Origin of the sequence: Mycobacterium sp. E1747, assembly GCF_001667775.1 — a bacterium.
Classification (GTDB): Bacteria; Actinomycetota; Actinomycetes; order Mycobacteriales; family Mycobacteriaceae; genus Mycobacterium.
Genome location: NZ_LZJI01000047.1, coordinates 22,695 through 46,766 on the forward strand (window position 1 = coordinate 22,695; position 24,072 = coordinate 46,766).

General features: G+C 68.5%; 24 protein-coding genes. 13 read left to right on the top strand and 11 right to left on the bottom strand.

The window, feature by feature from the left end; genetic code table 11:
* Positions 1 to 48 precede the first annotated feature (48 nt).
* Positions 49 to 507, top strand: a complete 459-nt coding sequence (locus A5695_RS04160) for a universal stress protein (RefSeq protein WP_068078566.1) — start codon at positions 49 to 51, stop codon at positions 505 to 507.
* Between the two features lie 144 nt (positions 508 to 651).
* Here A5695_RS04160 and A5695_RS04165 read toward each other — a convergent pair whose 3' ends face one another.
* Positions 652 to 1,188, bottom strand: coding sequence for a TetR/AcrR family transcriptional regulator (locus tag A5695_RS04165; protein ID WP_068078568.1), 537 nt, complete (start codon positions 1,186 to 1,188; stop codon positions 652 to 654).
* Complete coding sequence (locus A5695_RS04170; RefSeq protein WP_068078571.1) at positions 1,175 to 1,618, bottom strand: SRPBCC family protein; 444 nt, start codon at positions 1,616 to 1,618, stop codon at positions 1,175 to 1,177. Before A5695_RS04170 ends, A5695_RS04165 begins: the two co-directional genes overlap by 14 nt.
* Before the next feature lie 208 nt (positions 1,619 to 1,826).
* On the opposite strand from A5695_RS04170, the gene nrdF reads away from it, so the two are divergent.
* Complete coding sequence (gene nrdF / locus A5695_RS04175) at positions 1,827 to 2,801, top strand: class 1b ribonucleoside-diphosphate reductase subunit beta (protein WP_197498588.1); 975 nt, start codon at positions 1,827 to 1,829, stop codon at positions 2,799 to 2,801.
* 607 nt (positions 2,802 to 3,408) lie between these two features.
* On the opposite strand, the gene A5695_RS04180 is transcribed toward nrdF, so the two are convergent.
* Entirely contained in the window at positions 3,409 to 3,984 is a 576-nt protein-coding gene (locus A5695_RS04180) for a restriction endonuclease (RefSeq protein WP_068078574.1), read from the bottom strand.
* Between the two features lie 156 nt (positions 3,985 to 4,140).
* On the opposite strand from A5695_RS04180, the gene A5695_RS04185 reads away from it, so the two are divergent.
* Positions 4,141 to 4,578, top strand: coding sequence for a DUF3349 domain-containing protein (locus A5695_RS04185; RefSeq protein ID WP_068078740.1), 438 nt, complete (start codon positions 4,141 to 4,143; stop codon positions 4,576 to 4,578).
* Here A5695_RS04185 and A5695_RS04190 read toward each other — a convergent pair.
* Together A5695_RS04190 and A5695_RS04195 are read right to left on the bottom strand one after the other, a co-directional pair.
* Positions 4,573 to 5,613, bottom strand: a complete 1,041-nt coding sequence (locus A5695_RS04190; RefSeq protein WP_068078577.1) for an NAD(P)-dependent alcohol dehydrogenase — start codon at positions 5,611 to 5,613, stop codon at positions 4,573 to 4,575. The genes A5695_RS04185 and A5695_RS04190 overlap by 6 nt on opposite strands.
* A gap of 116 nt (positions 5,614 to 5,729) precedes the next feature.
* Positions 5,730 to 6,815, bottom strand: coding sequence for an iron-siderophore ABC transporter substrate-binding protein (locus tag A5695_RS04195; RefSeq protein WP_068078580.1), 1,086 nt, complete (start codon positions 6,813 to 6,815; stop codon positions 5,730 to 5,732).
* Positions 6,816 to 7,000: 185 nt separating this feature from the next.
* Between A5695_RS04195 and ctaD the strand changes: the two genes are divergently transcribed.
* The 8 genes from ctaD (at position 7,001) to A5695_RS04235 (ending at position 15,568) form a co-directional block, all read left to right on the top strand.
* Complete coding sequence (gene ctaD, locus A5695_RS04200; protein ID WP_068078742.1) at positions 7,001 to 8,761, top strand: cytochrome c oxidase subunit I; 1,761 nt, start codon at positions 7,001 to 7,003, stop codon at positions 8,759 to 8,761.
* A gap of 15 nt (positions 8,762 to 8,776) precedes the next feature.
* The gene (serB, locus tag A5695_RS04205) at positions 8,777 to 10,015 is read left to right on the top strand and encodes a phosphoserine phosphatase SerB (RefSeq protein WP_068078583.1); all 1,239 of its coding nucleotides are present in this window, start codon (positions 8,777 to 8,779) and stop codon (positions 10,013 to 10,015) included.
* 168 nt (positions 10,016 to 10,183) lie between these two features.
* A complete protein-coding gene (locus tag A5695_RS04210; protein ID WP_156749456.1) occupies positions 10,184 to 11,026 on the top strand; it encodes an ABC transporter ATP-binding protein in 843 nt (280 codons plus the stop codon).
* Positions 11,023 to 11,868, top strand: a complete 846-nt coding sequence (locus A5695_RS04215) for an NUDIX hydrolase (RefSeq protein WP_068078588.1) — start codon at positions 11,023 to 11,025, stop codon at positions 11,866 to 11,868. The genes A5695_RS04210 and A5695_RS04215 overlap by 4 nt, the downstream gene beginning before the upstream one ends.
* Positions 11,865 to 12,629, top strand: a complete 765-nt coding sequence (locus A5695_RS04220; protein ID WP_156749454.1) for an enoyl-CoA hydratase — start codon at positions 11,865 to 11,867, stop codon at positions 12,627 to 12,629. The genes A5695_RS04215 and A5695_RS04220 overlap by 4 nt, the downstream gene beginning before the upstream one ends.
* Before the next feature lie 10 nt (positions 12,630 to 12,639).
* Positions 12,640 to 13,614, top strand: a complete 975-nt coding sequence (locus tag A5695_RS04225; RefSeq protein WP_068078592.1) for a class I SAM-dependent methyltransferase — start codon at positions 12,640 to 12,642, stop codon at positions 13,612 to 13,614.
* Entirely contained in the window at positions 13,548 to 14,813 is a 1,266-nt protein-coding gene (locus tag A5695_RS04230; RefSeq protein WP_068078593.1) for an SAM-dependent methyltransferase, read from the top strand. Before A5695_RS04225 ends, A5695_RS04230 begins: the two co-directional genes overlap by 67 nt.
* 71 nt (positions 14,814 to 14,884) lie before the next feature.
* Positions 14,885 to 15,568, top strand: a complete 684-nt coding sequence (locus A5695_RS04235; RefSeq protein ID WP_068078595.1) for an esterase — start codon at positions 14,885 to 14,887, stop codon at positions 15,566 to 15,568.
* Positions 15,569 to 15,674: 106 nt separating this feature from the next.
* Here A5695_RS04235 and A5695_RS04240 read toward each other — a convergent pair whose 3' ends face one another.
* Entirely contained in the window at positions 15,675 to 16,064 is a 390-nt protein-coding gene (locus A5695_RS04240) for a DUF6264 family protein (protein ID WP_068078597.1), read from the bottom strand.
* Between the two features lie 18 nt (positions 16,065 to 16,082).
* Positions 16,083 to 17,441, bottom strand: a complete 1,359-nt coding sequence (locus tag A5695_RS04245) for a PQQ-binding-like beta-propeller repeat protein (RefSeq protein ID WP_369830155.1) — start codon at positions 17,439 to 17,441, stop codon at positions 16,083 to 16,085.
* Between the two features lie 102 nt (positions 17,442 to 17,543).
* Here A5695_RS04245 and A5695_RS04250 point away from each other — a divergent pair, with 102 nt between their 5' ends.
* Positions 17,544 to 18,281, top strand: coding sequence for an acyltransferase (locus tag A5695_RS04250; RefSeq protein WP_068078599.1), 738 nt, complete (start codon positions 17,544 to 17,546; stop codon positions 18,279 to 18,281).
* A 21-nt stretch (positions 18,282 to 18,302) separates the two neighbouring features.
* Here A5695_RS04250 and A5695_RS04255 read toward each other — a convergent pair whose 3' ends face one another.
* From A5695_RS04255 to A5695_RS04270, 4 genes are all read right to left on the bottom strand, one after another.
* A complete protein-coding gene (locus A5695_RS04255) occupies positions 18,303 to 18,854 on the bottom strand; it encodes a DUF4333 domain-containing protein (protein ID WP_068078601.1) in 552 nt (183 codons plus the stop codon).
* A 122-nt stretch (positions 18,855 to 18,976) separates the two neighbouring features.
* Positions 18,977 to 20,305 (bottom strand): deoxyribodipyrimidine photo-lyase, encoded by a 1,329-nt coding sequence (locus A5695_RS04260; RefSeq protein WP_068078604.1) that lies wholly within the window; start codon positions 20,303 to 20,305, stop codon positions 18,977 to 18,979.
* Positions 20,306 to 20,308: 3 nt separating this feature from the next.
* Entirely contained in the window at positions 20,309 to 20,788 is a 480-nt protein-coding gene (locus A5695_RS04265; RefSeq protein WP_068078606.1) for a TspO/MBR family protein, read from the bottom strand.
* The gene (locus A5695_RS04270; RefSeq protein WP_068078608.1) at positions 20,785 to 22,884 is read right to left on the bottom strand and encodes an MMPL family transporter; all 2,100 of its coding nucleotides are present in this window, start codon (positions 22,882 to 22,884) and stop codon (positions 20,785 to 20,787) included. The genes A5695_RS04265 and A5695_RS04270 overlap by 4 nt, the downstream gene beginning before the upstream one ends.
* Positions 22,885 to 23,021: 137 nt before the next feature.
* Here A5695_RS04270 and fni point away from each other — a divergent pair, with 137 nt between their 5' ends.
* Positions 23,022 to 24,065, top strand: a complete 1,044-nt coding sequence (gene fni / locus A5695_RS04275) for a type 2 isopentenyl-diphosphate Delta-isomerase (protein ID WP_068078611.1) — start codon at positions 23,022 to 23,024, stop codon at positions 24,063 to 24,065.
* Positions 24,066 to 24,072: the final 7 nt, after the last annotated feature.

Below are 24,072 nucleotides of genomic sequence, written 5' to 3' on the forward strand. Positions count from 1 at the left end.
TTTCATTCGCCGATGTGAGCCGCCGTCGAGCTCTTACACTGATGGGACATGTGCGCCTATCAGATCGTCGTGGTCGGCACCGATGGCTCGGACTCGTCGCTCCGTGCGGTGGAGCGCGCCGCAGCGACGGCCGCGCATCACGGCGCGACATTGATCGTCGCGACGGCGCACCTCCCCGTTCCCGAGGAACGCGGCCGCTACGCCATCCCCCCGGGGAGCGACCACGGTCAGGACTACCGGACCCTGGGCAAGGCCCCCTTCTATGCGATCCTGCAGAACGCCAGGGAGCGGGCGCACCAGGCCGGGGCCAAGAACGTGGAGGAGAGGGCCATCGTCGGTTCGCCGATCAACGCGCTGGTGCAGCTCGCCGAGGAGGTCAATGCCGACCTTCTGGTGGTCGGCAACGTCGGCCTCAACAGCGTCGCGGGGCGGCTACTGGGGTCTGTCCCATCCGAAGTCTCCCGCCGGGCAAAGACCGACGTCCTGATCGTTTACACCTCCGGCTGATCTTGCGACCCGCGGCCGAGCGCCTGAGCGTCGGCCGAAGCGGTTGGGGCGCTGTGCCATTGGCCTGAGGCCGCATGGATTTGGACAAGTGGCACACCAACGCCGAAGAACTTGTCGTTCTCGGTGTTGCCGAAGCCAAGTAGCTCAGCGGCTCAGCAGGTTGGCGAAAGCCTGCGCGGCGGCGTCGACGCCGGCGTCGTCGTTGGTGGCGGCCAGATCCAGCAGCAGGCCGCGGATGACGGCCAGCCCGAGCCGGGCCAGCGCGGGGTCCGAATCGGCGTCCAGCTCTGCAATTTTCGCGAGCCATCCGTCGACCGCGCCGGGAACCATTCGCGCGAACGGCTTTTCGCCTTGGGCCGCGCGCGCGTAGCACTCGAAGAAGAGGCGTTCGGCTTGGCGCAGCTCGGGTCGGCGGACGTCGGCCCACATGGCGGCGAATCCCTCGGCCGGTGTCCGGGGCAGATCGGCCAGGACCCCCATCTGGCGGCGCTCCACCTCCTCGACGACGGCCAGCAACATGTCCTCGCGAGAACCGAAGTGGTGCAACAGCATTCGGTGGCTGGTGCCGACCGCGGTAGCCACGTCGCGCAACGATCGGTCGCCGACGCCGCCCGCCGCGAACTCGGTGACCAGTGCGTCGAGCAGCTGCCGGCGCCGTTCGGAATCTTCAGTGCGCGCCATCGGCACGGCTGAGTTGCTCAGACCGGGCCTTGAGTCCTTGAGCCTCAAGTTTGAGGAACCGCTTGGTCTTGTTGGCCATCAGCCGGCCGACCAGCGCGCCGAGCGCACCGCGCTGATCCAGTTGCTGACGTACCAGGGTGCGACCGCTGGGCAGCGCGATGACGTCGTGCCGGGCGCTCACGAGCGCACCGGGGGAGCGCTGTACCCATGTCCACGACGAGCCCGAGTCGATCTCGGTGACCATCCAGACCAGCTTCGCCATGCCGGGCTGCTTGATCGCGAACCGCCTGCCGACCGCGAGCGCGGGCCCGTCCCGCCCGACCAGCGACGTCACCGAAGCGGTCCACTCCGGCCAGCGCTGGACGTCGCTGAAGACATCCCACACCAGCTGCGGTGGCGCGTCGATCTCGATGCTGTCTTCGGTAATCATGTACCAAATGGTACATCCAGGCCGATGCTTCGGTAGGGGGCTCAAGACCCGCGCCAACCGCGTAATACTGGGGTAGTGCAACCGGATGCGGGGTGTGTCCGCGACACGCAAACACAAGTTCTTGTGTTCCGCTGCGTTGTCGTACCCCAGGGGTAGTGTTTGGGGCCTGACGTCCCTCAGGCAAAACGGCGTGTGAAGTGGGGTTCTGGTGACCGAAAACATGAAGCTGATTGACCGCGTCTCGGCGATCAACTGGAACCGGCTGCAGGACGAAAAGGACGCCGAGGTCTGGGACCGGCTGACCGGAAACTTCTGGCTGCCGGAGAAGGTTCCGGTGTCCAACGACTTGCCCTCGTGGGCGACGCTGACGGCCGGCGAGAAGCAGCTGACCATGCGGGTCTTCACCGGGCTGACGCTGCTGGACACCATCCAGGGCACGGTCGGCGCGGTCAGCCTCATTCCCGACGCGCTGACCCCGCACGAGGAGGCCGTCTACACCAACATCGCCTTCATGGAGTCGGTGCACGCCCGCAGCTACAGCAACATCTTCTCGACGCTGTGCTCCACTGCCGAGATCGACGACGCCTTCCGCTGGTCGGAGGAGAACCCCAACCTGCAGCGCAAAGCCGAGATCGTCATGCAGTACTACAAGGGCGACGAGCCGCTCAAGCGCAAGGTGGCCTCGACGCTGCTGGAAAGCTTCCTGTTCTACTCCGGCTTCTACCTGCCGATGTACTGGTCGAGCCGAGCCAAGCTGACCAACACCGCCGACATGATCCGGCTGATCATCCGCGACGAGGCCGTGCACGGCTACTACATCGGCTACAAGTACCAGCGTGGGCTGGCGCTGGTGGACGAGGCCAAGCGCGCCGAGCTCAAGGACTACACCTACGAGCTGCTCTTCGAGCTCTACGACAACGAGGTGGAGTACACCCAGGACCTCTACGACCAGGTCGGGCTGACCGAGGACGTCAAGAAGTTCCTGCGCTACAACGCCAACAAGGCCCTGATGAACCTCGGCTACGAGGCGCTGTTCCCGCGCGACGAGACCGACGTCAACCCGGCGATCCTGTCGGCGCTGTCACCCAACGCCGACGAGAACCACGACTTCTTCTCCGGCTCCGGTTCGTCGTACGTCATCGGCAAGGCCGTGGTCACCGAAGACGAGGACTGGGACTTCTAAAGCCGCAGTTCAGCAGTCTCGGCGTACCGCGACGCCTCCCGCCTTAGGGAGGCGGGGGTGGCACGACGGGTCGGCACACATTGGCCCCCGGGTCCCACCAGTTGCCGGGGCCGCAGTCGGGCGGTGGTGTTCCCAATGGTTGGCAGGCGTTGGCGCCTGGGTTCCACCAGTTGCCGGGGCCGCAGTCGGGCGGTGGTGTCCCTAATGGTTGGCAGGCGTTGGCGCCTGGGTTCCACCAGTTGCCGGGGCCGCAGTCGGGGGGCTGAGCCGAGCTCATCCCCGGAGTCACCGCTGTCACGTACGCCATCGGGGCTAGTGCCATCATGGCGACGCCGGCCACCCGGCGAATGAGCTTGCTCATCGAAGGACCTCCCATCAGGAAACCTGCAGATCCTAGAGATTGACCCTGACGTTGAGTCTTAAACTGTCGACTCGCTTTGGGCGCGGCCCGGCCGAAGGAGGGCATACATGCGGCAACTTTTCGCCAGGCGCCGCTGGTCGCCTGACCGTGCTGTTCTTGGCGGACTAGTACTTCTGGCCGCAGATCGGTTGAGAATCGGGCCGGCCGCACACGTCGGGGGGGAGGGACTGGGGCCGGCCCGATCTCCTATTCAGACACCGGCTGGGTCGATTTTCTTCCCGCAGGATTCTTGGCGCTCCCAGCGGGCGGCGCCACCCAGGCCTGCAACACTTTGCGGCCCATCAACTGGCAGCCGTGGGTATGCGCCAATTGCTTTGCGGCCCTTGTGAATTCCTGGTTGGTCACCACGATGCTCCTGGCGCACCCGTGGTGGCGGGCGCCGGAGACGACCTGCTGGACGGCCGCGACACCCACCGATTTGCCGTAGCGCTTGCACTGGACCGCCACCGAATGGCCGTCCTTCTCCGCGATCAGGTCGACTCCGTAGTCGCCGACCGGCGGCGTGAACGTGACCCGCCAGCCCGCGCGGCGCAGGCGGGCGGCCACATAACCCTCGAACTCGACCCCGCCCATCGCGTCGATCGCCCGCATGGTGGCGACGGCGCGCCCACCGCGCGGCCATCGGCGGTTGGTTGACCACGCAACCAGCACCTCTAGCAGCAGCATCAGGTAGAACGCCCCGAACCCCATCCCGAGACTGTGCTCGACGACGCCGACGAACAGCCCGCAGGCCAGGGGGATGACGACGAGTGCGGTGAGCACGCCTCGATCGTAGGGAGGGGCGACGACAAAACCTGGTCATTAACCGCAAGGGGCGCACCCGACGCGCAGATGTTCGGGCCATGAATGGCATGTGAATAGTGGGGATCAGGGGACGGCTCGCTAGCGCGGGTGCTGGCGCTGCCCGACACTGTTCTGGTGACGAAAACCGCATCCTCCGAGAAGGATCACCGCCACCATTTCTTCCGCTCAGTGATCCAGTGGCTGCAGGTCGGCTACCCGAACGGTGTCCCCGGCCCGGACCGCGTGCCGCTGATGGCATTGCTGCGCAGCACACCGCTGACCGAAGACCAGATCCGCGAGGTGGTCCGCCATATCACCGCAAAGGAAGGGTCTCCGGAGGAGATCGGTCACCCGATCGATCGCGACGAAATCGCCGAGTTCATCTCGGACATGACGCAGTTCGACGCCAGCAAGGAGAACGTCATCCGGGTGGCCGCCACGTTGGCCGCGGCCGGATGGCCGCTGGCCGGCATCGACGTCAGTGAGGTCGTACCCGACGACGAGCATGCGGAGGCGGCCGAAGTCATCGCGCGGGACTGCGCACCCGAAGAACCGTCAGAGGTCGCCTCATAACTTCGAGATGTCGATGACGAACCGGTAGCGAACGTCACTCGCCAGGACGCGCTCGTAGGCCTCGTTGATGTAATCCGGCTCGATCAGCTCGATTTCGGGCGTCACGTCGTGTTCGGCGCAGAAGTCCAGCATCTCCTGGGTCTCGGCGATCCCGCCGATGTTCGACCCGGAGAGGCTGCGACGCGCCAACGCCAACGGGAACGCCCCTACCTCCATCGGGTGCTCGGGAATGCCCAACTCGACGAGGGTGCCGTCGACGTCGAGCAAGTTGAGGTAGTCGTTCAGTTTCAGGTTCGCCGAAACGGTGTTCAGGATCAGGTCGAAGCTGCCGCGCAACTTCTTGAAGGTGTCGGGGTCGGCGGTGGCGTAGTAGTGCTTGGCGCCCAGCCGCAGGCCGTCCTCCATCTTCTTCAGCGACTGCGACAGCACCGTTACGTCGGCGCCCATCGCCGCACCCAGCTTGACGCCCATGTGCCCGAGGCCGCCGAGGCCGATGATCGCCAGCCGCGTGTCTTCGCCGGCCTTCCAGTGGCGCAGCGGCGAGAACAGCGTGATGCCCGCGCACAGCAGCGGCGCCGCCTTGTCCAGCGGCAGCGAGTCGGGGATGCGCACGACGAAGTTCTCGTCGACGACGACACCCTGGCTGTAGCCACCCTGTGTCGATGTGCCGTCCTTGTCGATGGAGTTGTAGGTGAAGGTCGCGCCCGGCTTGCAGTACTGCTCGAGCCCAGCCTTGCAACTGCTGCACTGGCCGCAGGAGTTCACCATGCAGCCGACGCCAACGTGGTCGCCGACCTTGTGCTTGCTGACCTCGGAGCCAACCGCGGAGACGACGCCGGCGATCTCGTGACCGGGCACCACGGGGTAGTTCGGCGTACCCCACTCGGCCTTGACGGTGTGGATGTCGGAGTGGCAGATCCCGGCGAACTTGATGTCGATCACTACGTCGTGGGGGCCGGGGTCACGCCGCTCGATGGTGGTCTTGGTCAATGGTTCGGTCGCCGAGGTTGCGGCGTAAGCCGAAACAGTGCTCATTGATATCCCTCTTCAATGTGGTCGCGTATGTAAAAAGTTTAGCTAAGGTAATGGTCCTGGGCCACCGGAGGCCGCTGGTATCACCTTAGGACCGCGGGTACCCGTCCGCCCGCGCGCTAATTGATGGGGGCGTTCACCAGCCGCAGGTCGTCGACGATGCCGCGCGCGGCGACCAGTCCCTCGCCGGTCTGCCACAACTCGTCGTTGACGACGTAGACGCGGTTGTCGTGGTTGGCGGACAGCGTGCGCCAAGGCTTGCTGTCCAGCACGGTGGCAGCGCGCTGGGTGGCTGCCCGGGACGCACACGACAGGTAGACGACGTCGGCGTCGGCGGCGGACAAATCCGGATTCTTGGCCAGCTCGTCGTCGGTGGCGCCGATCTCGATGTACGGCTTGTCGGTGAACCGTTGAGCGGCCGGCCGGTCCACCCCGACCGCGCCGAGGACGCTGGCCGGGAAGTTGTTCGTGCCGTAGATGCGGATCTTGTCGGTGGTCAGCTGCACGATGGACGCCTGGAAATGGGAGGCGTCATGCCTGGCGCCGACGTCGCTCGCCCGCTGCGAAAAGCCGTTGAGCAGCGCGTCGGCCGCCCCGCCGCGCGACGTCGCGTTGCCCACACCGCGCAGGTTGTCCTGCCACGCCGCGCCGGGCGCCGCGGTGAACACCGTCGGCGCGATCGCGGCGAGCCGGGGATACAACGTCGGCGTCAAACCCTGCGATCCCAGGATCAGGTCGGGATGTTTCGTCGCGATCCCGGCGAGGTCCGGGTTGCTGCGGGTGCCGACGCCGGGGATCCCCTGCACGGCATTGCCCAGGTAGGCGGGCTGGCTCGAGGATCCGTCCGGCAGGGCCGCGGCCACCACCCGCGACTGCAGGCCGAGCGCGCACAGGGCGTCGAGCTGGTCTCCGGACAGCACCACGATGCGTTGCGGCTCCGCCGGAACATCCACCACGTTCGGCGTGACGCCGGCCGCGTTGTGGGCCTGCCGCGTCTTCGGCCCCGGATCGGCCGCCGCGGCGTCCCGCGCGCACGAGTCGTCCGGTCGGCGGTCGTTGCCGAGCACCCCGGCGCCCGCGATCTGCGTGGTGGGGGTGACCAGGGCCGGGGTCGTCGCCAAGGTGCCGGGCTTGCCGGATCCGCAGCCGCTGCACGTGATGGCGACCGCCGCGGCCAGCGCGGGCAGGACAGCGGTTCTGGTCATGCCGAAAAGCACGCGTCAGACGCTAACACCCGGGGGGTCCGCAGCCGGCACGCCGAAACGACACGCCGCCCCGCCGAGCCGTTTACGACAGTTTGTAGGACCAGCCCTGACGTCGGCATGATCGGCGGTTAAGATTCGTGTCAGCTCTGTTTTTGGGCCCCTGTCCTAACTGTTTGGAGAAGCTGTTGACAGCCGAAGCGCCCCCCTTGGGAGAACTCGAGGCCGTTCGCCCGTACCCGGACCGGACCGGTCCCAAAGGGAACCTCGTCTACAAACTGATCACGACCACCGATCACAAGATGATCGGCATCATGTACACGGTCACCTGCTTCGTCTTCTTCTTCATCGGCGGACTGATGGCCCTGTTGATGCGCACCGAGCTGGCCGCGCCGGGACTGCAGTTCCTGTCCAATGAGCAGTACAACCAGCTGTTCACCATGCACGGCACGATCATGCTGCTGCTCTACGCGACGCCTGTCGTCTTCGGATTCGCCAACCTGGTGCTGCCGCTGCAGATCGGCGCGCCGGACGTGGCCTTCCCGCGGCTGAACGCCTTCTCCTACTGGCTCTTCCTCTTCGGCGGGCTGACCGCCGCGGCCGGGTTCATCGTCCCGGGCGGGGCTGCGGACTTCGGCTGGACCGCCTACACGCCGCTCTCCGACGCCGTCCACTCGCCCGGCGCCGGGGGAGACCTGTGGATCACCGGCCTGATCGTCGCCGGTCTGGGCACCATCCTCGGTGCCGTCAACATGATTACCACCGTGGTGTGCATGCGCGCGCCCGGCATGACGATGTTCCGGATGCCGATCTTCACCTGGAACATCCTGGTGACGTCGATCCTGATTCTGATCGCGTTCCCGATCCTGACGGCCGCGCTGTTCGGGCTGGCCGCCGACCGGCATCTAGGGGCTCACGTGTACGACGCCGCCAACGGCGGGGTCCTGTTGTGGCAGCACCTGTTCTGGTTCTTCGGGCATCCCGAGGTGTACATCATCGCGCTGCCGTTCTTCGGGATCGTCACCGAGATCATCCCGGTGTTCGCCCGTAAGCCGGTCTTCGGTTACACCACCCTGGTGTACGCGACGCTGTCGATCGCCGCGTTGTCGGTCGCGGTGTGGGCCCACCACATGTTCGCCACCGGAGCCGTTCTGCTGCCGTTCTTCTCGTTCATGACGTACTTGATCGCGGTGCCGACGGGGATCAAATTCTTCAACTGGATCGGCACGATGTGGAAGGGGCAGCTCACCTTCGAGACCCCGATGCTCTTCTCGGTGGGCTTCCTGGTGACGTTCCTGCTGGGCGGCCTGACCGGGGTCATGCTGGCCAGCCCGCCGCTGGACTTCCACGTCACCGACACCTACTTCGTGGTGGCTCACTTCCACTACGTGCTGTTCGGCACGATCGTGTTCGCCACCTACGCGGGCGTCTACTTCTGGTTCCCGAAGATGACCGGCCGGTTGCTCGACGAGCGGCTGGGCAAGCTGCACTTCTGGCTGACCTTCATCGGCTTCCACACCACGTTCCTGGTGCAGCACTGGCTAGGTGACATGGGCATGCCGCGCCGTTACGCCGACTACCTGGCCAGCGACGGCTTTCAGGGGCTCAACATCGTGTCCACGATCGGCGCCTTCATCCTGGGTGTCTCGATGTTCCCGTTCGTCTGGAACGTCTTCAAGAGCTGGCGGTACGGCGAGGTCGTGACCGTCGACGACCCGTGGGGTTACGGCAACTCCCTGGAGTGGGCCACCAGCTGCCCGCCGCCGCGGCACAACTTCACCGAGCTGCCCCGAATCCGTTCGGAGCGCCCGGCTTTCGAGCTGCACTACCCGCACATGGTGGAGCGGCTGCGCGCCGAGGCGCATGTGGGACGCCACGCCACGGCGCTGGAATCCCCGAAGGGATTCGGTCCGCGGACCGAAGCCGATCGCTCGACTCCTGAACAGTAGCGGCGGTAGCCGCAGGTGAATTCACCGCCGAAGGTGTCGGTGCTGATCACCGTCACCGGAGTGGACCAACCGGGCGTCACGTCGGCCCTGTTCGAGGCGCTCTCCCGGCACGGGGTCGAGCTGCTCAATGTCGAACAGGTGGTGGTTCGGCACCGCCTGACCCTGGGCGTGCTGGTGTGCTGTCCCGCCGACGTCGCCGACGGCCCCGACCTGCGCCGTGACGTCGAATCGGCCATCCGCAGGGTGGGCCTCGACGTCAGCATCGAGCGCAGCGACGACGTGCCGATCATCCGGGACCCATCGACGCACACCATCTTCGTGCTCGGGCGGCCCATCACCGCCGGCGCGTTCGGGGCGGTGGCCCGCGCGGTGGCGGCCCTGGGGGTCAACATCGATCTCATCCGCGGGGTCTCCGACTATCCGGTGACCGGCCTCGAGTTGCGGGTTTCGGTGCCGTCCGGATCGGATGCCGCGCTGCGGACGGCGCTGAACCAGGTGTCGGCCGAGGAGCGGGTGGACGTGGCGGTCGAGGACTACACCCTGGAACGGCGGGCCAAACGGTTGATCGTGTTCGACGTGGACTCGACGCTGGTGCAGGGCGAGGTCATCGAGATGCTGGCTGCCCGCGCGGGCGCCGAGGGCAAGGTCGCCGCCATCACCGAGGCGGCCATGCGTGGCGAGCTGGACTTCGCGCAGTCGCTCGAAGCGCGAGTGGCAACGCTGGCCGGCCTGCCCGCCAGTGTGATCGACGAGGTGGCCGAGCAGCTCGAGCTCATGCCCGGCGCCCGGACCACGCTGCGGACGTTGCGGCGCTTGGGTTTTCACTGCGGTGTGGTTTCCGGTGGCTTTCGGGGGATCATCGAGCCGTTGGCCGAGGAGCTGATGCTGGACTACGTCGCCGCCAATGATCTGGAGATCGTCGACGGCAAACTCACCGGGCGGGTCGTCGGACCGATCGTCGACCGCGCCGGCAAGGCCACCGCGTTGCGGGACTTCGCGGAGCGGGCCGGGGTGCCCATGGCGCAGACCGTGGCCGTGGGTGATGGCGCCAACGACATCGACATGCTGGCCGCGGCGGGGCTGGGCGTGGCGTTCAACGCCAAGCCGGCGCTGCGCGAGGTGGCCGACGCCTCGCTGAGCCACCCCTACCTGGACACGGTGCTGTTCCTGCTGGGCGTGACCCGCGGCGAGATCGAGGCCGCCGACGCGGTGACCGGCGAGGTCCGCCGGGTGGAGATCCCGCCCGAGGCGTAGCGATCGCACCCGCGGCGGGCCCGCGGGTGCAGGCGCGGCATTCAGCGTGCGCGCAGGGCGGCGACACGAACGGGGGCCGCCCTGACGTCACGGTCGACGCCGTGGGTACACATGGGCCGCGCGCGCCACCCAAGATGGGCGGGGGGCTTCTGCGTTCCCGCGCGAGGGATACGGCACGATGAGCGGGTGCCCGAAAACCCCGATCTGCTGATCGATTTCAGGAGTGTCTCGCTGCGCCGCGGCGGTCACACCCTCGTCGGGCCGTTGGATTGGGCGGTCGAGCTCGACGAGCGCTGGGTCATCGTCGGCCCGAACGGGGCCGGCAAGACGTCGCTGCTGCGGATCGCGGCGGCGGCCGAGCACCCGTCGTCGGGCGTCGCCTTCGTGCTCGGCGAGCAGCTGGGCCGGGTGGACGTCTCGGAGCTGCGCTCCCGCATCGGCCTCAGCTCGTCGGCCCTGGCGCAGCGGGTGCCCACCGACGAGCTGGTGCGCGACCTGGTCGTCTCGGCCGGTTACGCGGTGCTGGGCCGCTGGCGCGAACGCTACGAGGACGTCGACTACCGCCGGGCCGTCGACATGCTGGAGAGTCTGGGCGCCGAGCACCTCGCGGACCGCAGCTACGGAACGCTGTCAGAGGGCGAGCGCAAGCGGGTGTTGATCGCCCGCGCGCTGATGACCGATCCCGAGCTGCTGTTGCTCGACGAACCCGCCGCGGGGCTGGACTTGGGCGGCCGCGAGGAGCTGGTGGCGCGGCTGGCCGACCTGGCGGCCGATCCCGACGCCCCGGCGCTGGTGCTGGTCACCCACCACGTGGAGGAGATCCCGCCCGGCTTCAGCCACTGCATGCTGCTGTCGGAGGGCAAGGTCGTCGCCGCCGGCTTGCTGACCGACGTGCTCACCGCGGAGAACCTGTCCACCGCCTTCGGCCAGTCGATCGCGCTCGACGTCGCCGACGGCCGCTATTTCGCCCGCCGCGTCCGCACCCGTGCGGCCCACCGGAGGCAGCTATGACGTCACCCACCGAAGGGGCCCCGCTCGTCCCGAGGCCGGCGGCGACCGTGATGCTGATCCGCGACGACCCGGACGGTATCGCCGTCTTCCTGATGCGCCGGCACGCCAAGATGGAGTTCGCCGCGGGCACGATGGTGTTCCCCGGCGGCGGCGTGGACGAGCGCGACCGCAACGCCGACTTGGGTGGGATCGGGGCCTGGGCCGGCCCGCCGCCGCAATGGTGGGCGGAGCGCTTCGGCATCGAGCCCGACCTGGCCGAGGCGCTGGTGTGCGCCGCGGCCCGGGAGACATTCGAGGAATCGGGGGTGCTGTTCGCGGGGCCGGCCGGCCAGGGCCTTAGGGCACCGAACAGTATCGTGGGCGACGCCTCGGTGTACGCCGGCGCCCGCCGCGCGCTGGCCGACGGCACTTTGTCGTTCGCGGATTTCCTGCGCCGCGAAAACCTGGAGCTGCGCTCGGACCTGCTGCGGCCGTGGGCCAACTGGGTCACCCCCGAAGCGGAGCGCACCCGCCGCTATGACACCTATTTCTTCGTCGGCGCCCTGCCGGCGGGGCAACGGGCCGACGGTGAGAACACCGAATCCGACCACGCCGGCTGGATGACGCCGCGGGCCGCCATCGACGACTTCTCCGCCGGGCGCTGCTTCCTGCTGCCGCCGACGTGGACCCAGCTGGATTCGCTGGCCGGGCACACGGTCGCCGAAGTACTGGCCGTCGAGCGCCAGATCGTGCCCGTGCAGCCGCACGTGGAGATCCAGGGCGACAACTGGGTGTTCGAATTCTTCGACTCCGACCGCTACCACCAGGCACGCGAAGCGGGCGGGATGGGATGGCGGCATTGAGCGAGTTCGTCAGCACCGTGGTCAGCGACGGCTCGCAGGACGCCGGTCTGGCCATGCTGCTGCTGTCGCGGCCGCCGACGAACGCGATGACGCGCCAGGTCTACCGGGAGATCGTGGCCGCGGCCGGCGAGCTGGGAGAGCGTGACGACGTGGCCGCGGTCATCCTGTTCGGTGGCCACGAGATCTTCTCGGCCGGCGACGACATGCCCGAGCTGCGGACACTGAGCGCGCCGGAGGCCGAGACCGCGGCCCGGGCGCGCCAGCAGGCCATCGACGCCGTGGCGAGCATCCCCAAGCCGACCGTGGCCGCCATCACCGGCTACGCGCTGGGCGCCGGACTCACGCTGGCGTTGGCCGCCGACTGGCGCGTCAGCGGCGACAACGTCAAGTTCGGCGCCACCGAGATCCTGGCCGGCCTGATTCCCGGCGGCGACGGCATGGCCCGCCTGACCCGGGCGGCCGGGGCGAGCAGGGCCAAGGAGCTGGTGTTCAGCGGCCGGTTCTTCGACGCCGAGGAGGCGCTGACGCTGGGCTTGATCGACGAGATCGTGGCCCCCGACGATGTCTACGACGCCGCCGCGGGATGGGCCCGGCGCTTCCTCGAGGGGCCGCGAGACGCGCTGGCCGCCGCGAAAGCGGGCATCAACGATGTGTTCGAGCTTGGCCCGGCCGACCGGGACGCCGCCGAGCGGCGCCGGTACGTCGACGTGTTCGCCGCTGGTCAGACCGGCGGCGAGGACTGCGAACCCGGAGCCCGTTAGGCTGCCCTGCATGACGACGAGTTCGACCGATGCCGTTCCCAACCCGCATGCCACGGCCGAAGAGGTGGAAGCGGCCCGGCACGACAGCAAGCTGGCCCAGGTGCTCTACCACGACTGGGAGGCCGAGTCCTATGACGAGAAGTGGTCGATTTCTTACGACCAGCGCTGTGTGGACTACGCCCGGGATTGCTTCGACGCCATCGTTCCCGCCGAGGTGCGGCGCGAGCTGCCCTACGATCGGGCGCTCGAATTGGGCTGCGGCACCGGGTTTTTCCTGCTCAACCTGATCCAGTCTGGGGTGGCCCGGCGTGGCTCGGTCACCGACCTGTCACCGGGGATGGTCAAGGTTGCCACCCGTAACGGGCAGTCGCTGGGGCTGGACATCGACGGCCGGGTCGCCGACGCTGAGGGAATCCCCTACGAGGACAACACCTTTGATCTCGTCGTCGGGCATGCCGTGCTGCATCACATTCCCGACGTTGAGCTGGCGCTGCGGGAGGTAATCCGGGTGCTGCGGCCGGGCGGCCGGTTCGTGTTCGCCGGCGAGCCGACCACGGTCGGCGACACCTACGCCCGCACGTTGTCCACCCTGACGTGGCGCGTGGCGACCTACGTCACCAAGCTGCCGGGACTGGACGGGTGGCGGCGGCCGCAGGCCGAACTCGACGAATCCTCCCGGGCCGCGGCGCTGGAGGCGGTCGTCGACCTGCACACCTTTGACCCGGGCGACCTGGAGCGGATGGCGGGCAACGCTGGCGCGGCCGAAGTGCAAACGGCCACAGTGGAATTCACCGCCGCAATGCTGGGGTGGCCGCTGCGCACGTTTGAATGCGCGGTGCCACCCGGACGGCTCGGCTGGGGCTGGGCGCAGTTCGCGTTCAACAGCTGGAAGACGCTGAGTTGGCTGGACGCAAATGTATGGCGGCATGTGGCGCCGAAGGGCTGGTTCTACAACGTGATGATCACCGGGGTCAAGCCCTCCTGAGTGGCGGCCTCACCTTCACCGCCGAGGATGTCCGTTACCTACGGTCGGAATCCGGTGCCGCCGCGCTGGCGGCGGTCGACGCGCTCGAGCTGACCGACGCGACGCGGGTCGCCGACGTCGGCGCGGCGCGGGAGCGATTCGCCGACCGGGCACCGGTGTTGGTCGAGACGACGTTGTTGCGCCGGCGCGCGGCCGAGAAACTGGGCGCGCTGGGTGCCGAAATCCCGGTGCAGAGCTGGCTGTTCACCGACGAGGCGCTGCAGCAGGCCACCGCGGCGCCGGTGGCGCTGCACCGGTCCAGGCGGCTCGCCGCGGCCGGGGCGGTCGTGCACGACGCCACCTGCTCGATCGGCACCGAGCTGGCCGCGCTGCGCGCCGTCGGGGTGCGGGCGGTCGGCAGCGACATCGACCCGGTGCGGCTGGCGATGGCGCGGCACAACCTCGGGGAGTCCGCCGTGCTCTGCCGTGCCGACGCGATGGCTCCGGTGACTCGCGTCGCCGCGGTGCTCGCCGACCCGGCGCGACGCGTCGGCGGGCGGCGCCGCTTCCGCCTCGACGACTACCGGCCGGCACTGGGCGGCCTGCTCGACACCTACCGGGGCCGCGAACTCGTCGTAAAATGCGCTCCCGGAATCGATTTCGACGAGTTGGCTCGGATCGGCTTCGGCGGCGAGATCGAGGTGACGTCCTGCGGCGGCGCGGTGCGCGAAGCGTGCCTCTGGTCGCCCGGACTGGCACAGCGCGGCGTCCGGCGCCGCGCCAGTGTCCTCGATCGCGGCGAGCAGATCACCGACGCCGACCCGGACGACTGCCCCGTGCGGCCGGCCGGACAGTGGATCGTCGACCCCGACGGCGCGGTGGTGCGGGCCGGCCTGGTGCGCCACTACGGCGCGCGGCACGGGCTGTGGCAACTCGACCCGGACATCGCCTACCTGTCGGGGGATGAGCTGCCGCCGGCGGTCCGGGGGTTCGAGGTGATCGAGCAGCTGGCGTTCGATGAGCGGCGGCTGCGCCGGGCCCTCTCGGCGCTGGACTGCGGGACCTTGGAAGTCCTGGTGCGCGGTGTGCGGGTGGACCCCGACGCGTTGCGGCGACGGATGCGGCCGCGCGGCGGCCGGCACTTGTCGGTGGTCATCACCCGCATCGGCTCGCGATCCACCGGGCGCACGACGGCCTTCGTCTGCCGTCCGTCACGGTAGCGCCGGGTAGGCTGGTGCGATCGCTCTGCCAGGCGCCCAGCCCCCGCCTCACCTGCAAGGACAATCAAAGAATGCGTTACGTGATAGCGGCCGTGGTGCTCGCAGCGACGGCCCTGTTGGGTTGGCCGGCGGCCGCCGCCCCACCGTCGTGTGCCGGTGTGGGCGGCACCATCGAGGACGGCCAAATGTGTCGCGTGCGCGCCACCGGTCCCACCTACACATTGAACATGGCGTTTCCAGCCGACTACCCCGACGAGCAGGCGCTGGCCGACTACGTCACGCAGAACCGGGACGGCTTCGTCAACGTCGCGCAGAGTTCTGGGTCGCGGGACCAGCCCTACCAATTGGAGGCCACCACCGAGCAACGCAGCTCGGGCCAGCCGCCGCACAACACCCGCAGCGTCGTGCTCAAGTTCTTCCAGGACCTCGGCGGAGCGCACCCCTCGATTTGGTACAAGGCCTTCAACTACAACCTCGGGACGAAGCAGCCCATCACCTTCGACAATCTGTTCGCGCCGGGCACTACGCCGCTGGACAGCATGTTCCCGATCGTGCAGCGCGACCTGGAGCGCCAGACCCCGTTGGGCGCAGCCATTTTGCCGTCGACCGGGCAGGATCCGACGCATTACCAGAACTTCGCCATCACCGACGACGAGCTGATCTTCTATTTCGCGCCCGGCGAGATATTGCCGGCATTCGCCGGGCCGGTCCAGGCCCGGGTGCCCCGCAACGCCATCCCGCCGCTGGCAATCTAGGTCGCGATCGCGAGCGCGGCGTAGCCGGGCGAAGCGGGTCGCCGCCATCGATCCGGTCGCGATCGCGAGCGCGGCGTAGCCGGGCGAAGCGGGTCGCCAGCGACGCCTAAACGGGGCCGGCCTGAAACTCCATGGCCACGGCGCCGGCGGCCAGCGCGATCTGCGCCAGACAACCGACGATCGGGACGAAGAAGGCGGTCCGGCGCTGGGCGAGGCGACGGACCGCGATGAACAGGGTCGCGGCGAAGATGACGCCGCCGCCCCCGATGCCCAGCACCATGGCGCGATTGATCCATGCCGGGTCGCCGCACTTCTGGTAGCCGCACGGGTCAGTGGCCATGACGTAGACGCTGAGCAGGCCTATCGTGACCGCGACCAGGAATGCCTGGACGGCGAGCAGCACCACGGTCGCGGTGCGGTCCACCGCCGCGTGGCGTTGGCCTCTGTTGGAGTACGCGGCGACCGCGGCTTGCATCTCGTTGTCGTCGGTGGGCATGGGCTCAGTATGTCCCGGTCACGCCGGGGCGAAACCGTACACCTGGCCGTCGCTGGTGGCGGCCGCCACGCGACGATCGGCGCCGATCGACACCCCGACGGGATAGCCGGTGGCGGCCGGAAGGGGGTAACTGCCCTGCGTGTGGCCGTTGCCGGGGTCGAACACGAGCAATGACATGCCGGGCGCGCCGTTCGTGGCCGGTGCGCTGACGACGGTGTAGCCGACGTTGGCGCCGGCCAGACTTGACGACGACAGCGGGACGACGTCGTCACGGCGCCACGCCTGGTCCGCGTGATCGCCCGCGTCCTTGAATGCGACCAACCGGGTGTCGGGCCCCCCGCCCGACACGATGAGGCCAGCGGGGGTGACCGCGGGCGGCGTCTGCGCCAGGAACCCCAACGGCGCCGACCATTTCACCTTTCCGTCGGCGGCGCGCAGCGCCCATAGCTGCTGGTCGCGACCGTTGACGTAGACAGTCGCCCCGTCGGCGGACAGCACGGGGCTGGCGATGACGCCGGCGCCGACGGCGTCGCTGGTCCACTCGCGAGACAGCAGCGGCGTCTGTCCGGGGTGGTACTTCAGCCCGACCAGCCCCGCGGCCGGGGCGCCCGGTTGCCAGACGCCCAGCACCGCCATCTGGCTGGCCGCCGAGAACGCGGGTGCGGCGGCCACCGGGCAGTCCTGCCGGGCCGGCGCGCAATCGGCCAACCCGCGCGTCGCATCGGTGGGATCGACGCCCTCGACCATATCCATCGGGCTGCCGACCACCGCGCCGCGGTGCGCCTCGAACACCAGCACTTGACCCAGATGCGTCGCGACCAGCAGTTGTCCGTGCCCAAGAAACCTTGGGGTGGTGGGCATTCCGATCACCGGCTGGCGCCATCGCGTCCACTGCGTCACCGGGAAGGAGAGGAACGCGCCGGGCTGGCCGACGTAGAGGTTGTCGAACCCGTCGAATAGGGGGCCGGCAAAGCCACCGCCCTGGAACAGCCGCACGCACCAGCGCTGCCGGCCGTTGTTGTCGTTCTCCCATTCCATCAGCGAGCATCCGGCCGGGGTCTGGGCGTTGAGGGCCAGGTAGCCGCGCGCGCTGAGCGCCGGGCCCGCTCCCAAACCGCCCTTGACCGAGCGCGTCCACCGCAGCGACAGCTTGGACGCGCCGTCGGTGCCGGTGTAGCTGCTGTTGGTGGCGTCGCCGTATTGCGCCGGCCACCCCGCCGAGGCGGACGCCTCCACCCAGGAGTCGGTGTTGGCGCAGCCGCCGAGCCCAACCGTGATTCCCGCCGCCAGCAGCGCGGATGACCAACGCCGAAGCCCTCGCGGGAGATGTCGGTCAAGCACCTCGAATCCCAGATCCTTTTCCACGGCGTTCGGCATGAGCGGCCAGCGAGTACAGGTGAGGGTAACCCGTGGCGGCTCGGCTCCGGCGGATTGCCCGCCGTTCTCGACGGCGATAAGCGCGCGCTAGGCTGTCCGGCCATGACGAGCATGTGGGGCGCACCGATCCATCGCCGCTGGCGGGGATCGAATCTGCGGGATCCGCGCCAGGCCAAGTTCCTCACGGTGGCCTCGCTGAAATGGGTGCTGCGCAACCGCGCGTACACACCGTGGTACCTGGTGCGCTATTGGCGGCTGCTGAAGTTCAAGCTGGCCAACCCGCACATCATCACCCGCGGGATGGTGTTCCTTGGCAAGGGCGTGGAGATTCATGCGACGCCCGAACTGGCGCAGCTGGAGATCGGCCGATGGGTGCACATCGGCGACAAAAACACCATTCGTGCCCACGAAGGATCGCTGCGGTTCGGCGACAAGGTGGTGCTGGGCCGCGACAACGTGATCAACGCCTACCTCGACATCGAGCTCGGTGACTCGGTGCTAATGGCCGACTGGTGCTACGTCTGCGACTTCGACCACCGCATGGACGACATCAACCTGCCGATCAAGGATCAGGGCATCGTGAAGTCGCCGGTGCGGATCGGGCCCGACACCTGGGTGGGCGTGAAGGTGACGGTGCTGCGCGGCACGGCCATCGGGCGCGGCTGCGTGCTGGGGTCGCACGCCGTCGTGCGCGGCGTGATCCCCGACTACTCGATCGCCGTCGGCGCGCCGGCCAAGGTGGTCAAGAACCGACAGCTCGCCTGGGAGAGCTCGGCCGCCCAGCGGGCCGAACTGGCGGCCGCGCTGGCCGACATCGAGCGCAAGAAGGCCGCTCGCTAGGCAGACGGCGGCGACCCGCTGCTAGGACGCGGGTTCGGGGTGGTCGTCGACCTTGAAGTCGAAGTTGACGTCGCCAGCGTCGACGTTGGTGACGGTCACCGCGATGCCGTATTTGTCGCTGCCGTCGACGAGTTGGCAGCGCAGCGTCGCGCCCTGCACACCCTTCAGGTTGTCGGGACAGGTCACCGAGTCCGGCTTCCTGCCTACCTGCTGGGCGAGCTTATTGCTGATGATGCTGGCGACCTGGTTCTTGTCGACCGTCTCGACCATGTCGAACTTGACGTCCTTGCCGTCCACGCTCGTCACGGTCACGTTGACGTTGAAGGTCTGGTTCTTCACCTTCATGTCGCAATTCAGTTGCGCCCCAACCTTCGCCGGCAAGTCGTTCGGACAGTTCACCGAGTCGGGCTTGTTGCCGGCGGCGTCGGTCAACTTCGACGTGATCTGGCTGGCGACATCGCTCTTGCTGACGGTGTGCGACGACCCGACGGAGCACGAACAGGCGTTCACGCTGACCAGCAACCCCGCGGCGGCACCGGAGGCCAGCAGCGTCCGAACGAAGAAGGGTGTCATTTCGTGCCTCCCGGGCGGCTTGATAACTGGGAATCGGCTGATGATTGTATGCCAACCAGCTTCGGGGCGGGTGAATGAGCAAACATTCACCCGGGCGACTATTCGGCGCGTCGACGTCCGGCTCAGATGCTCTGATAACGGCGCAGCGCCTCGGTGCGCTCGGCGCCGTGGTCGACGATCGGGGCGGGGTAGCCCGCCGGCCGTTCGCCTTTGCGCAGGTGTGCGTCGTCCACGGAGCGCAACTCGGGCACCCACCGCCGGATGTAAGCCCCGGACGGATCGAACTTCTCGCCCTGGGTGGTCGGGTTGAACACCCGGAAGAACGGCGCGGCGTCGGTTCCGCAGCCCGCGCACCACTGCCACCCGTGCTGGTTGTTCGCCATATCGCCGTCGACCAATTGATCCAGAAACCACTCGGCGCCCCACTGCCACGGCAGGTGCAGGTCTTTCACCAGGAACGAGGCGACGATCATCCGCACCCGGTTGTGCATGAAACCGGTCTCCCGCAGCTGACGCATTCCCGCGTCCACCATCGGAAACCCGGTCTTGCCGGCTTTCCAGGACTCGAAGCGGCGTTTCGCTTCGGCGCCGGTGTCGGTGCGGATCCCGTCGAACTGACGGTTCCAGTTGCGCCAGGCGCTGGCCGGCCAATGGTGCAGCACGGCGGCGTAAAAATCGCGAAATGCCAGCTCACGCAGGTACGCTTGCGCCCCGGCATGACGGAGATCGAGGTCCGCGACCATGGTGCGGGGGTGGATGCAGCCGAACTTCAGGTATGCCGACATGCGGCTGGTGCCCTGCAGGTCGGGCCGGTTCCGCTCTACGCCGTAGTGCTGTAAACCGTTGTCCACGAATGATTTCCACTGCCTGCGCGCCGCCGCCTCACCCGCGTCGAGGTCGAGCGAGGCTCCGGGATCGGGGATCTGGGCCGCATTGATCCGCAGCCCCGCCGGATCGAGCCAGCGCGCCGAGCCGGCGCCGGATTTCGCCGGAGCCCGCCAGCCGGACTCGCGCCATTGGCGCAGAAACGGTGTGAACACCTGGTAGGGCGAGCCGTCCTTCTTGGCGACGCGGCCCGGCGAGACCAGGTACGGCGAGCCCGTGGCCACCAGGGGAACGGAATCCAGTGCTGCACACACCTTTTCGTCACGGCGCCAACCGTAGGGCGCGAAATCCTCGGTGATGTGCACCGCCGACGCGGTGATCTCCTTGGCGATCCGCGGGATCGCCTCATCGGGCCGCCCGCGGGTCACCAGGAGCCGGCCGTCCAGGTCGTCACTCAACCGCCGCAGCGAGTCACCCAGGAACTGGAGCCGGCGCCGCCCAGAAGACGCCTCGAGCTTCGGGTCCAGCACGAAGCAGGCAAGCACCTCGCCGTCGCCGGCCGCGGCGTTCAGCGCAGGATGGTCGCCCAACCGCAGGTCGCGACGAAACCACAAGAGCGTCGGCATGATTCAGCGATTCAGCCGCCAAACGTGGGTGGCCAGTACGGTCGCAAAGGAACACCACAGCGGGTAAGCCGACAGGGCCAGCCCGGCACGCGCGTCGGCCTGCGCCGCCCGCCGCGCGAGGTCGGCGCTGCTGGCCGTCAGCACTGCGGCACCGGCCGCCGAGGCGCCCAATTTGTGGAAGCCGAAGAAGAGCCAGCTCCATCCGGCGTTGAGTACGAGGTTCACGCCGAGCGCCGCGGCGTAGCGGCGCGCCTCATCCTCTCGTCCCGCCGCCCGAAAACGGTCGATGGCAACCGCCGACGTGACCGCGATGTCGCCGTACAGGGAGGTCCACGCCACCGGGAAGGCGGCGCTGGGTGGTTGATACGCCGGCTTGCGCAGCCGCGCATACCAGGCGGGAGCGGCTTTGGCGTTGGCGACGCTGCCGGTCACCGCGGCGGCGGCGACGGCGAGGCTGGTGGCGGCAAGGGTTGACCTGTTCAAGGGATGCTCCGTTCCGGTTGGTTCTCTGCTTGTGTCGCTGCGGCTTTGGCGGGTCTGGGCGCTGACGGCCACCAGATGCGGTCGCCGAGGAGGGCGAATAGTGCGGGGATGACCAGCGTGCGGACCACGAAGGTGTCCAGCAGGATGCCCAGGCCGACGATGATGCCCAGCTGGGTCAGCACGATCAACGGCAGCACGCCGAGCACGCAGAAGACGGCGGCCAAAACGATTCCCGCACTGGTGATGACGCCGCCGGTGGCGGACACCGCGGCGACCATGCCGGCGCGTGCGCCACGCTCCGCGGACTCTTCGCGGGCGCGCGTGACCAGGAAGATGGTGTAGTCCACGCCGAGTGCGGCCAGAAACAGGAAGGCGAACAACGGGGTGCTGTTGTCCAGCGCCGGAAAGCCGAAGACGTGGCTACTGGTCCAGCCGCCCACGCCGATCGCGGCCAGCGCCCCCAGGATCGTCGCCGCCAGCAGTGTGGGCGGGGCAAGCGCGGACCGTAGCAGGACATACAGGACGAGCAGGATGACGGCGAGAATCGCCGGAATCAGCAGATGCCGGTCACGGGTGGCCGCGTCGCGGACGTCGAGCGCCTGCGCGTCCGCCCCACCCACCAACGCGGAGGGGCTCGCCGACTTCGTCGTCTGGCGCAGTGCGGCAATGATATTGAACGCGCGCTCGGAGGACGGCGGCGCGTCGATCACCACCGACCATTTCGAAAGGCCCGAGGACGAGCGGCCCGATTCGGTCGCCGACACCACGCCGCGAGTCGCGCTGATGGCCTGCGGCATCTGCGACACGGTGGGGGCGATCACCAGCGTGGGGTTGACCAGGCCGGCCGGGAAATGCGCCGCCACGATGTCATAGCCGGAGACCGAATCCGCGTGCACCCGGAACTGGTCGGTCTGCGACAAGCCGATTCGTGTGCCCAGCAGGCCGGTGGCAAGCACCGCCAGGCCCGCGATCGCGGCCGTCGCCACCAATGCCGGGCGCCGGTTCACCCATTCGCCGATGCGCTGCCAGGCACCCGAATCCGCGGTGGCGGTGTCCTCGGGACGCGGGACGAACGGCCAGAACAATCGCCGGCCGCACAGCGCCAGCAGCGGGGGGAGTATCACCAGGGCGGATACCGCGGCGACCACCAGTCCGCAGGCCGCCAGCGCGCCCAGGCTGCGCGTGCTCGGGGTTGAGGCGAACAGCAAGGCGAGCAGGGCCAGCACCACGGTGGCGTTGCTGGCGACGATCGCCGGACCGGCCATCCGCACCGCGCGGCGCAACGCATCTCGATGTTCGGGATGGCGCCGAAGCTCCTGCCGATACCGCGAAATCAGCAGCAGCGCGTAGTTGGTGCCGGCCCCGAAGACCAGCACGCTGGTGATCCCGGACGTGGCGCCGTCAAAGCTCAGCCCGGTCAACGACGCCACCGCGGTGCCCACCGCCGCCGCGACCCGGTCGGCGAACCCGACCACCAGCAGCGGCACCAGCCACAGCACGGGGGAGCGGTAGGTGGCGACCAGCAGCAGCGCCACCACCGATGCCGTCACCGCGAGCAGGGTGACGTTGGCATTGGTGAACGCGCCGGCAATGTCGGCGCCGAACGCCGGGCCGCCGGTCACGTGGGCCGCCAGCTGCGCCGGCAGGCCGGTGGAGGCGGCCCGGCGCAGCGTGGCGACCGCGTCGCTTAAGTCGAGGCCCGAGAGGTCGGCGCCAATGGGCACCACCGAGATAGCCGCCTTGCCGTCGGCCGACACCTGCGGGGGCGCGGCTCCGGTCGCCCCACCCGGCGTGGCGGCGGCCTGCATGCGGTCCCGGGCGGCTTGGGCGGCGGCGACGTCGGCGGGACCCAGCGCGGCACCATCGGTGCGGCTGACCACCAGGATCAGCGGGACACGGTCTCCCCCGGGGAAATGGCGGAACATGGCGTCGACCTTCGCCGAGTCCGAACGGGTCGGCACCGACAGCGGCGCCTGTCCGGCCGCGCCGTTGGCGCCGATCAGCGCGAGGAAAACGCCGCCGAGGAGGACGGCGGCCAGCGCGATCAGCCACGAGCATCGTCCCGTTACGGCCGCGGCCAAGCGATCCCACACCACGCTGTGAAGTCTTTCAGTATGTTAAACATTAATCAACTGAAATTATGCGCCGCTGCACATTGGCGGTGCGCAACAAGGGGCACTATGGACATTATGGATGCGAGCGGGCGCGGCTTCGTCGCCCCGGGGTGGCTGCCGTGACGGCGGATCGGGCGCCCACCACCCGCAAGCGGCGCCACATCGACGTGTGCCTCGCCGAGCCGGTCAACTACGAGCATGTGACCACCGGGCTGGAGCGTTACCGGTTGCCCTACAACGCCCTGACCCAGACCAGCCTCGATGACATCGACCTGTCGACCACATTGTTCGGCGCGGACCTGCGCTTCCCGGTTCTGATCGGCGCGATGACCGGCGGCGCCGAGTTGTCGGGGACCATCAACCGGAACCTGGCCGCGGCTGCGCAAGAGCTCGGCATCGGGATGATGCTCGGCTCGCAGCGGATCATGTTGGACAGCGCGTTGGGTGAACGTGCCGCCGGAAGCTTCACCGTCCGTGACGTGGCCCCGGATGTCTTGCTGTTCGGCAACATCGGCCTGGCCCAACTGACCAAGGCCACCGTGCCCGATCTGGCGAAGGCCCTGGATCGGGTGGGCGCCGATGCGCTTGCGGTGCATACCAATCCGTTGCAGGAAGCGATCCAGCGCAACGGTGACACCGATTTCTCCGGCTCGTTGGCCCGGCTGCGTGATGCGGCCGACGCGATCGATTGCCCTGTGCTGCTCAAGGAGGTGGGTCACGGCATCGGCGGGGCGGCCGCCACGGAACTGGTTGGGGCCGAGGGAGATCTGCCGGTCGCCGGAATAGACGTCGCGGGCGCCGGCGGCACCTCCTGGTCGCGGGTCGAGCAATTCGTCCGCTACGGCGAGCTGCGTTATCCGCATCTGGCTGACTGGGGCATCCCGACGGCGAGGGCGATCGTGGAGGTGCGTGATGTGCTGCCGGACCTTCCGCTGGTCGCCTCCGGCGGGATCCGTACCGGTATGGATGCGGCGAAGGCGATCGCGTTGGGAGCCGACGTGGTAGCGGTGGCTCGCCCCCTGCTTCCGGCCGCGATGGATTCGGCTGCGGCCGTTGTCGATTGGCTGCAGCCGTTCATCGACGAGCTCCGCGTCTGTCTGCACGGCTGTGGCGTCGCAAGCCTCTCCGGCCTGCGTGCCGTCGACCTGACCCCCGTCCCGTAGCCGCGTG

Excerpts from the sequence above, each read along its gene's own strand:
- A5695_RS04160 (WP_068078566.1), top strand. The coding sequence starts at position 49 with ATGTGCGCCTATCAGATCGTCGTGGTCGGCACCGATGGCTCGGACTCG.
- A5695_RS04240 (WP_068078597.1), bottom strand. The coding sequence starts at position 16,064 with ATGCCCACCGACGACAACGAGATGCAAGCCGCGGTCGCCGCGTACTCC.
- A5695_RS04195 (WP_068078580.1), bottom strand. The coding sequence starts at position 6,815 with ATGACCAGAACCGCTGTCCTGCCCGCGCTGGCCGCGGCGGTCGCCATC.
- A5695_RS04235 (WP_068078595.1), top strand. The coding sequence starts at position 14,885 with ATGCGTTACGTGATAGCGGCCGTGGTGCTCGCAGCGACGGCCCTGTTG.
- A5695_RS04190 (WP_068078577.1), bottom strand. The coding sequence starts at position 5,613 with ATGAGCACTGTTTCGGCTTACGCCGCAACCTCGGCGACCGAACCATTG.
- A5695_RS04255 (WP_068078601.1), bottom strand. The coding sequence starts at position 18,854 with ATGACACCCTTCTTCGTTCGGACGCTGCTGGCCTCCGGTGCCGCCGCG.
- A5695_RS04170 (WP_068078571.1), bottom strand. The coding sequence starts at position 1,618 with ATGATTACCGAAGACAGCATCGAGATCGACGCGCCACCGCAGCTGGTG.
- A5695_RS04250 (WP_068078599.1), top strand. The coding sequence starts at position 17,544 with ATGACGAGCATGTGGGGCGCACCGATCCATCGCCGCTGGCGGGGATCG.
- A5695_RS04230 (WP_068078593.1), top strand. The coding sequence starts at position 13,548 with ATGGCGGCATGTGGCGCCGAAGGGCTGGTTCTACAACGTGATGATCAC.
- A5695_RS04215 (WP_068078588.1), top strand. The coding sequence starts at position 11,023 with ATGACGTCACCCACCGAAGGGGCCCCGCTCGTCCCGAGGCCGGCGGCG.
- A5695_RS04225 (WP_068078592.1), top strand. The coding sequence starts at position 12,640 with ATGACGACGAGTTCGACCGATGCCGTTCCCAACCCGCATGCCACGGCC.
- A5695_RS04260 (WP_068078604.1), bottom strand. The coding sequence starts at position 20,305 with ATGCCGACGCTCTTGTGGTTTCGTCGCGACCTGCGGTTGGGCGACCAT.
- A5695_RS04165 (WP_068078568.1), bottom strand. The coding sequence starts at position 1,188 with ATGGCGCGCACTGAAGATTCCGAACGGCGCCGGCAGCTGCTCGACGCA.
- A5695_RS04245 (WP_369830155.1), bottom strand. The coding sequence starts at position 17,441 with ATGCCGAACGCCGTGGAAAAGGATCTGGGATTCGAGGTGCTTGACCGA.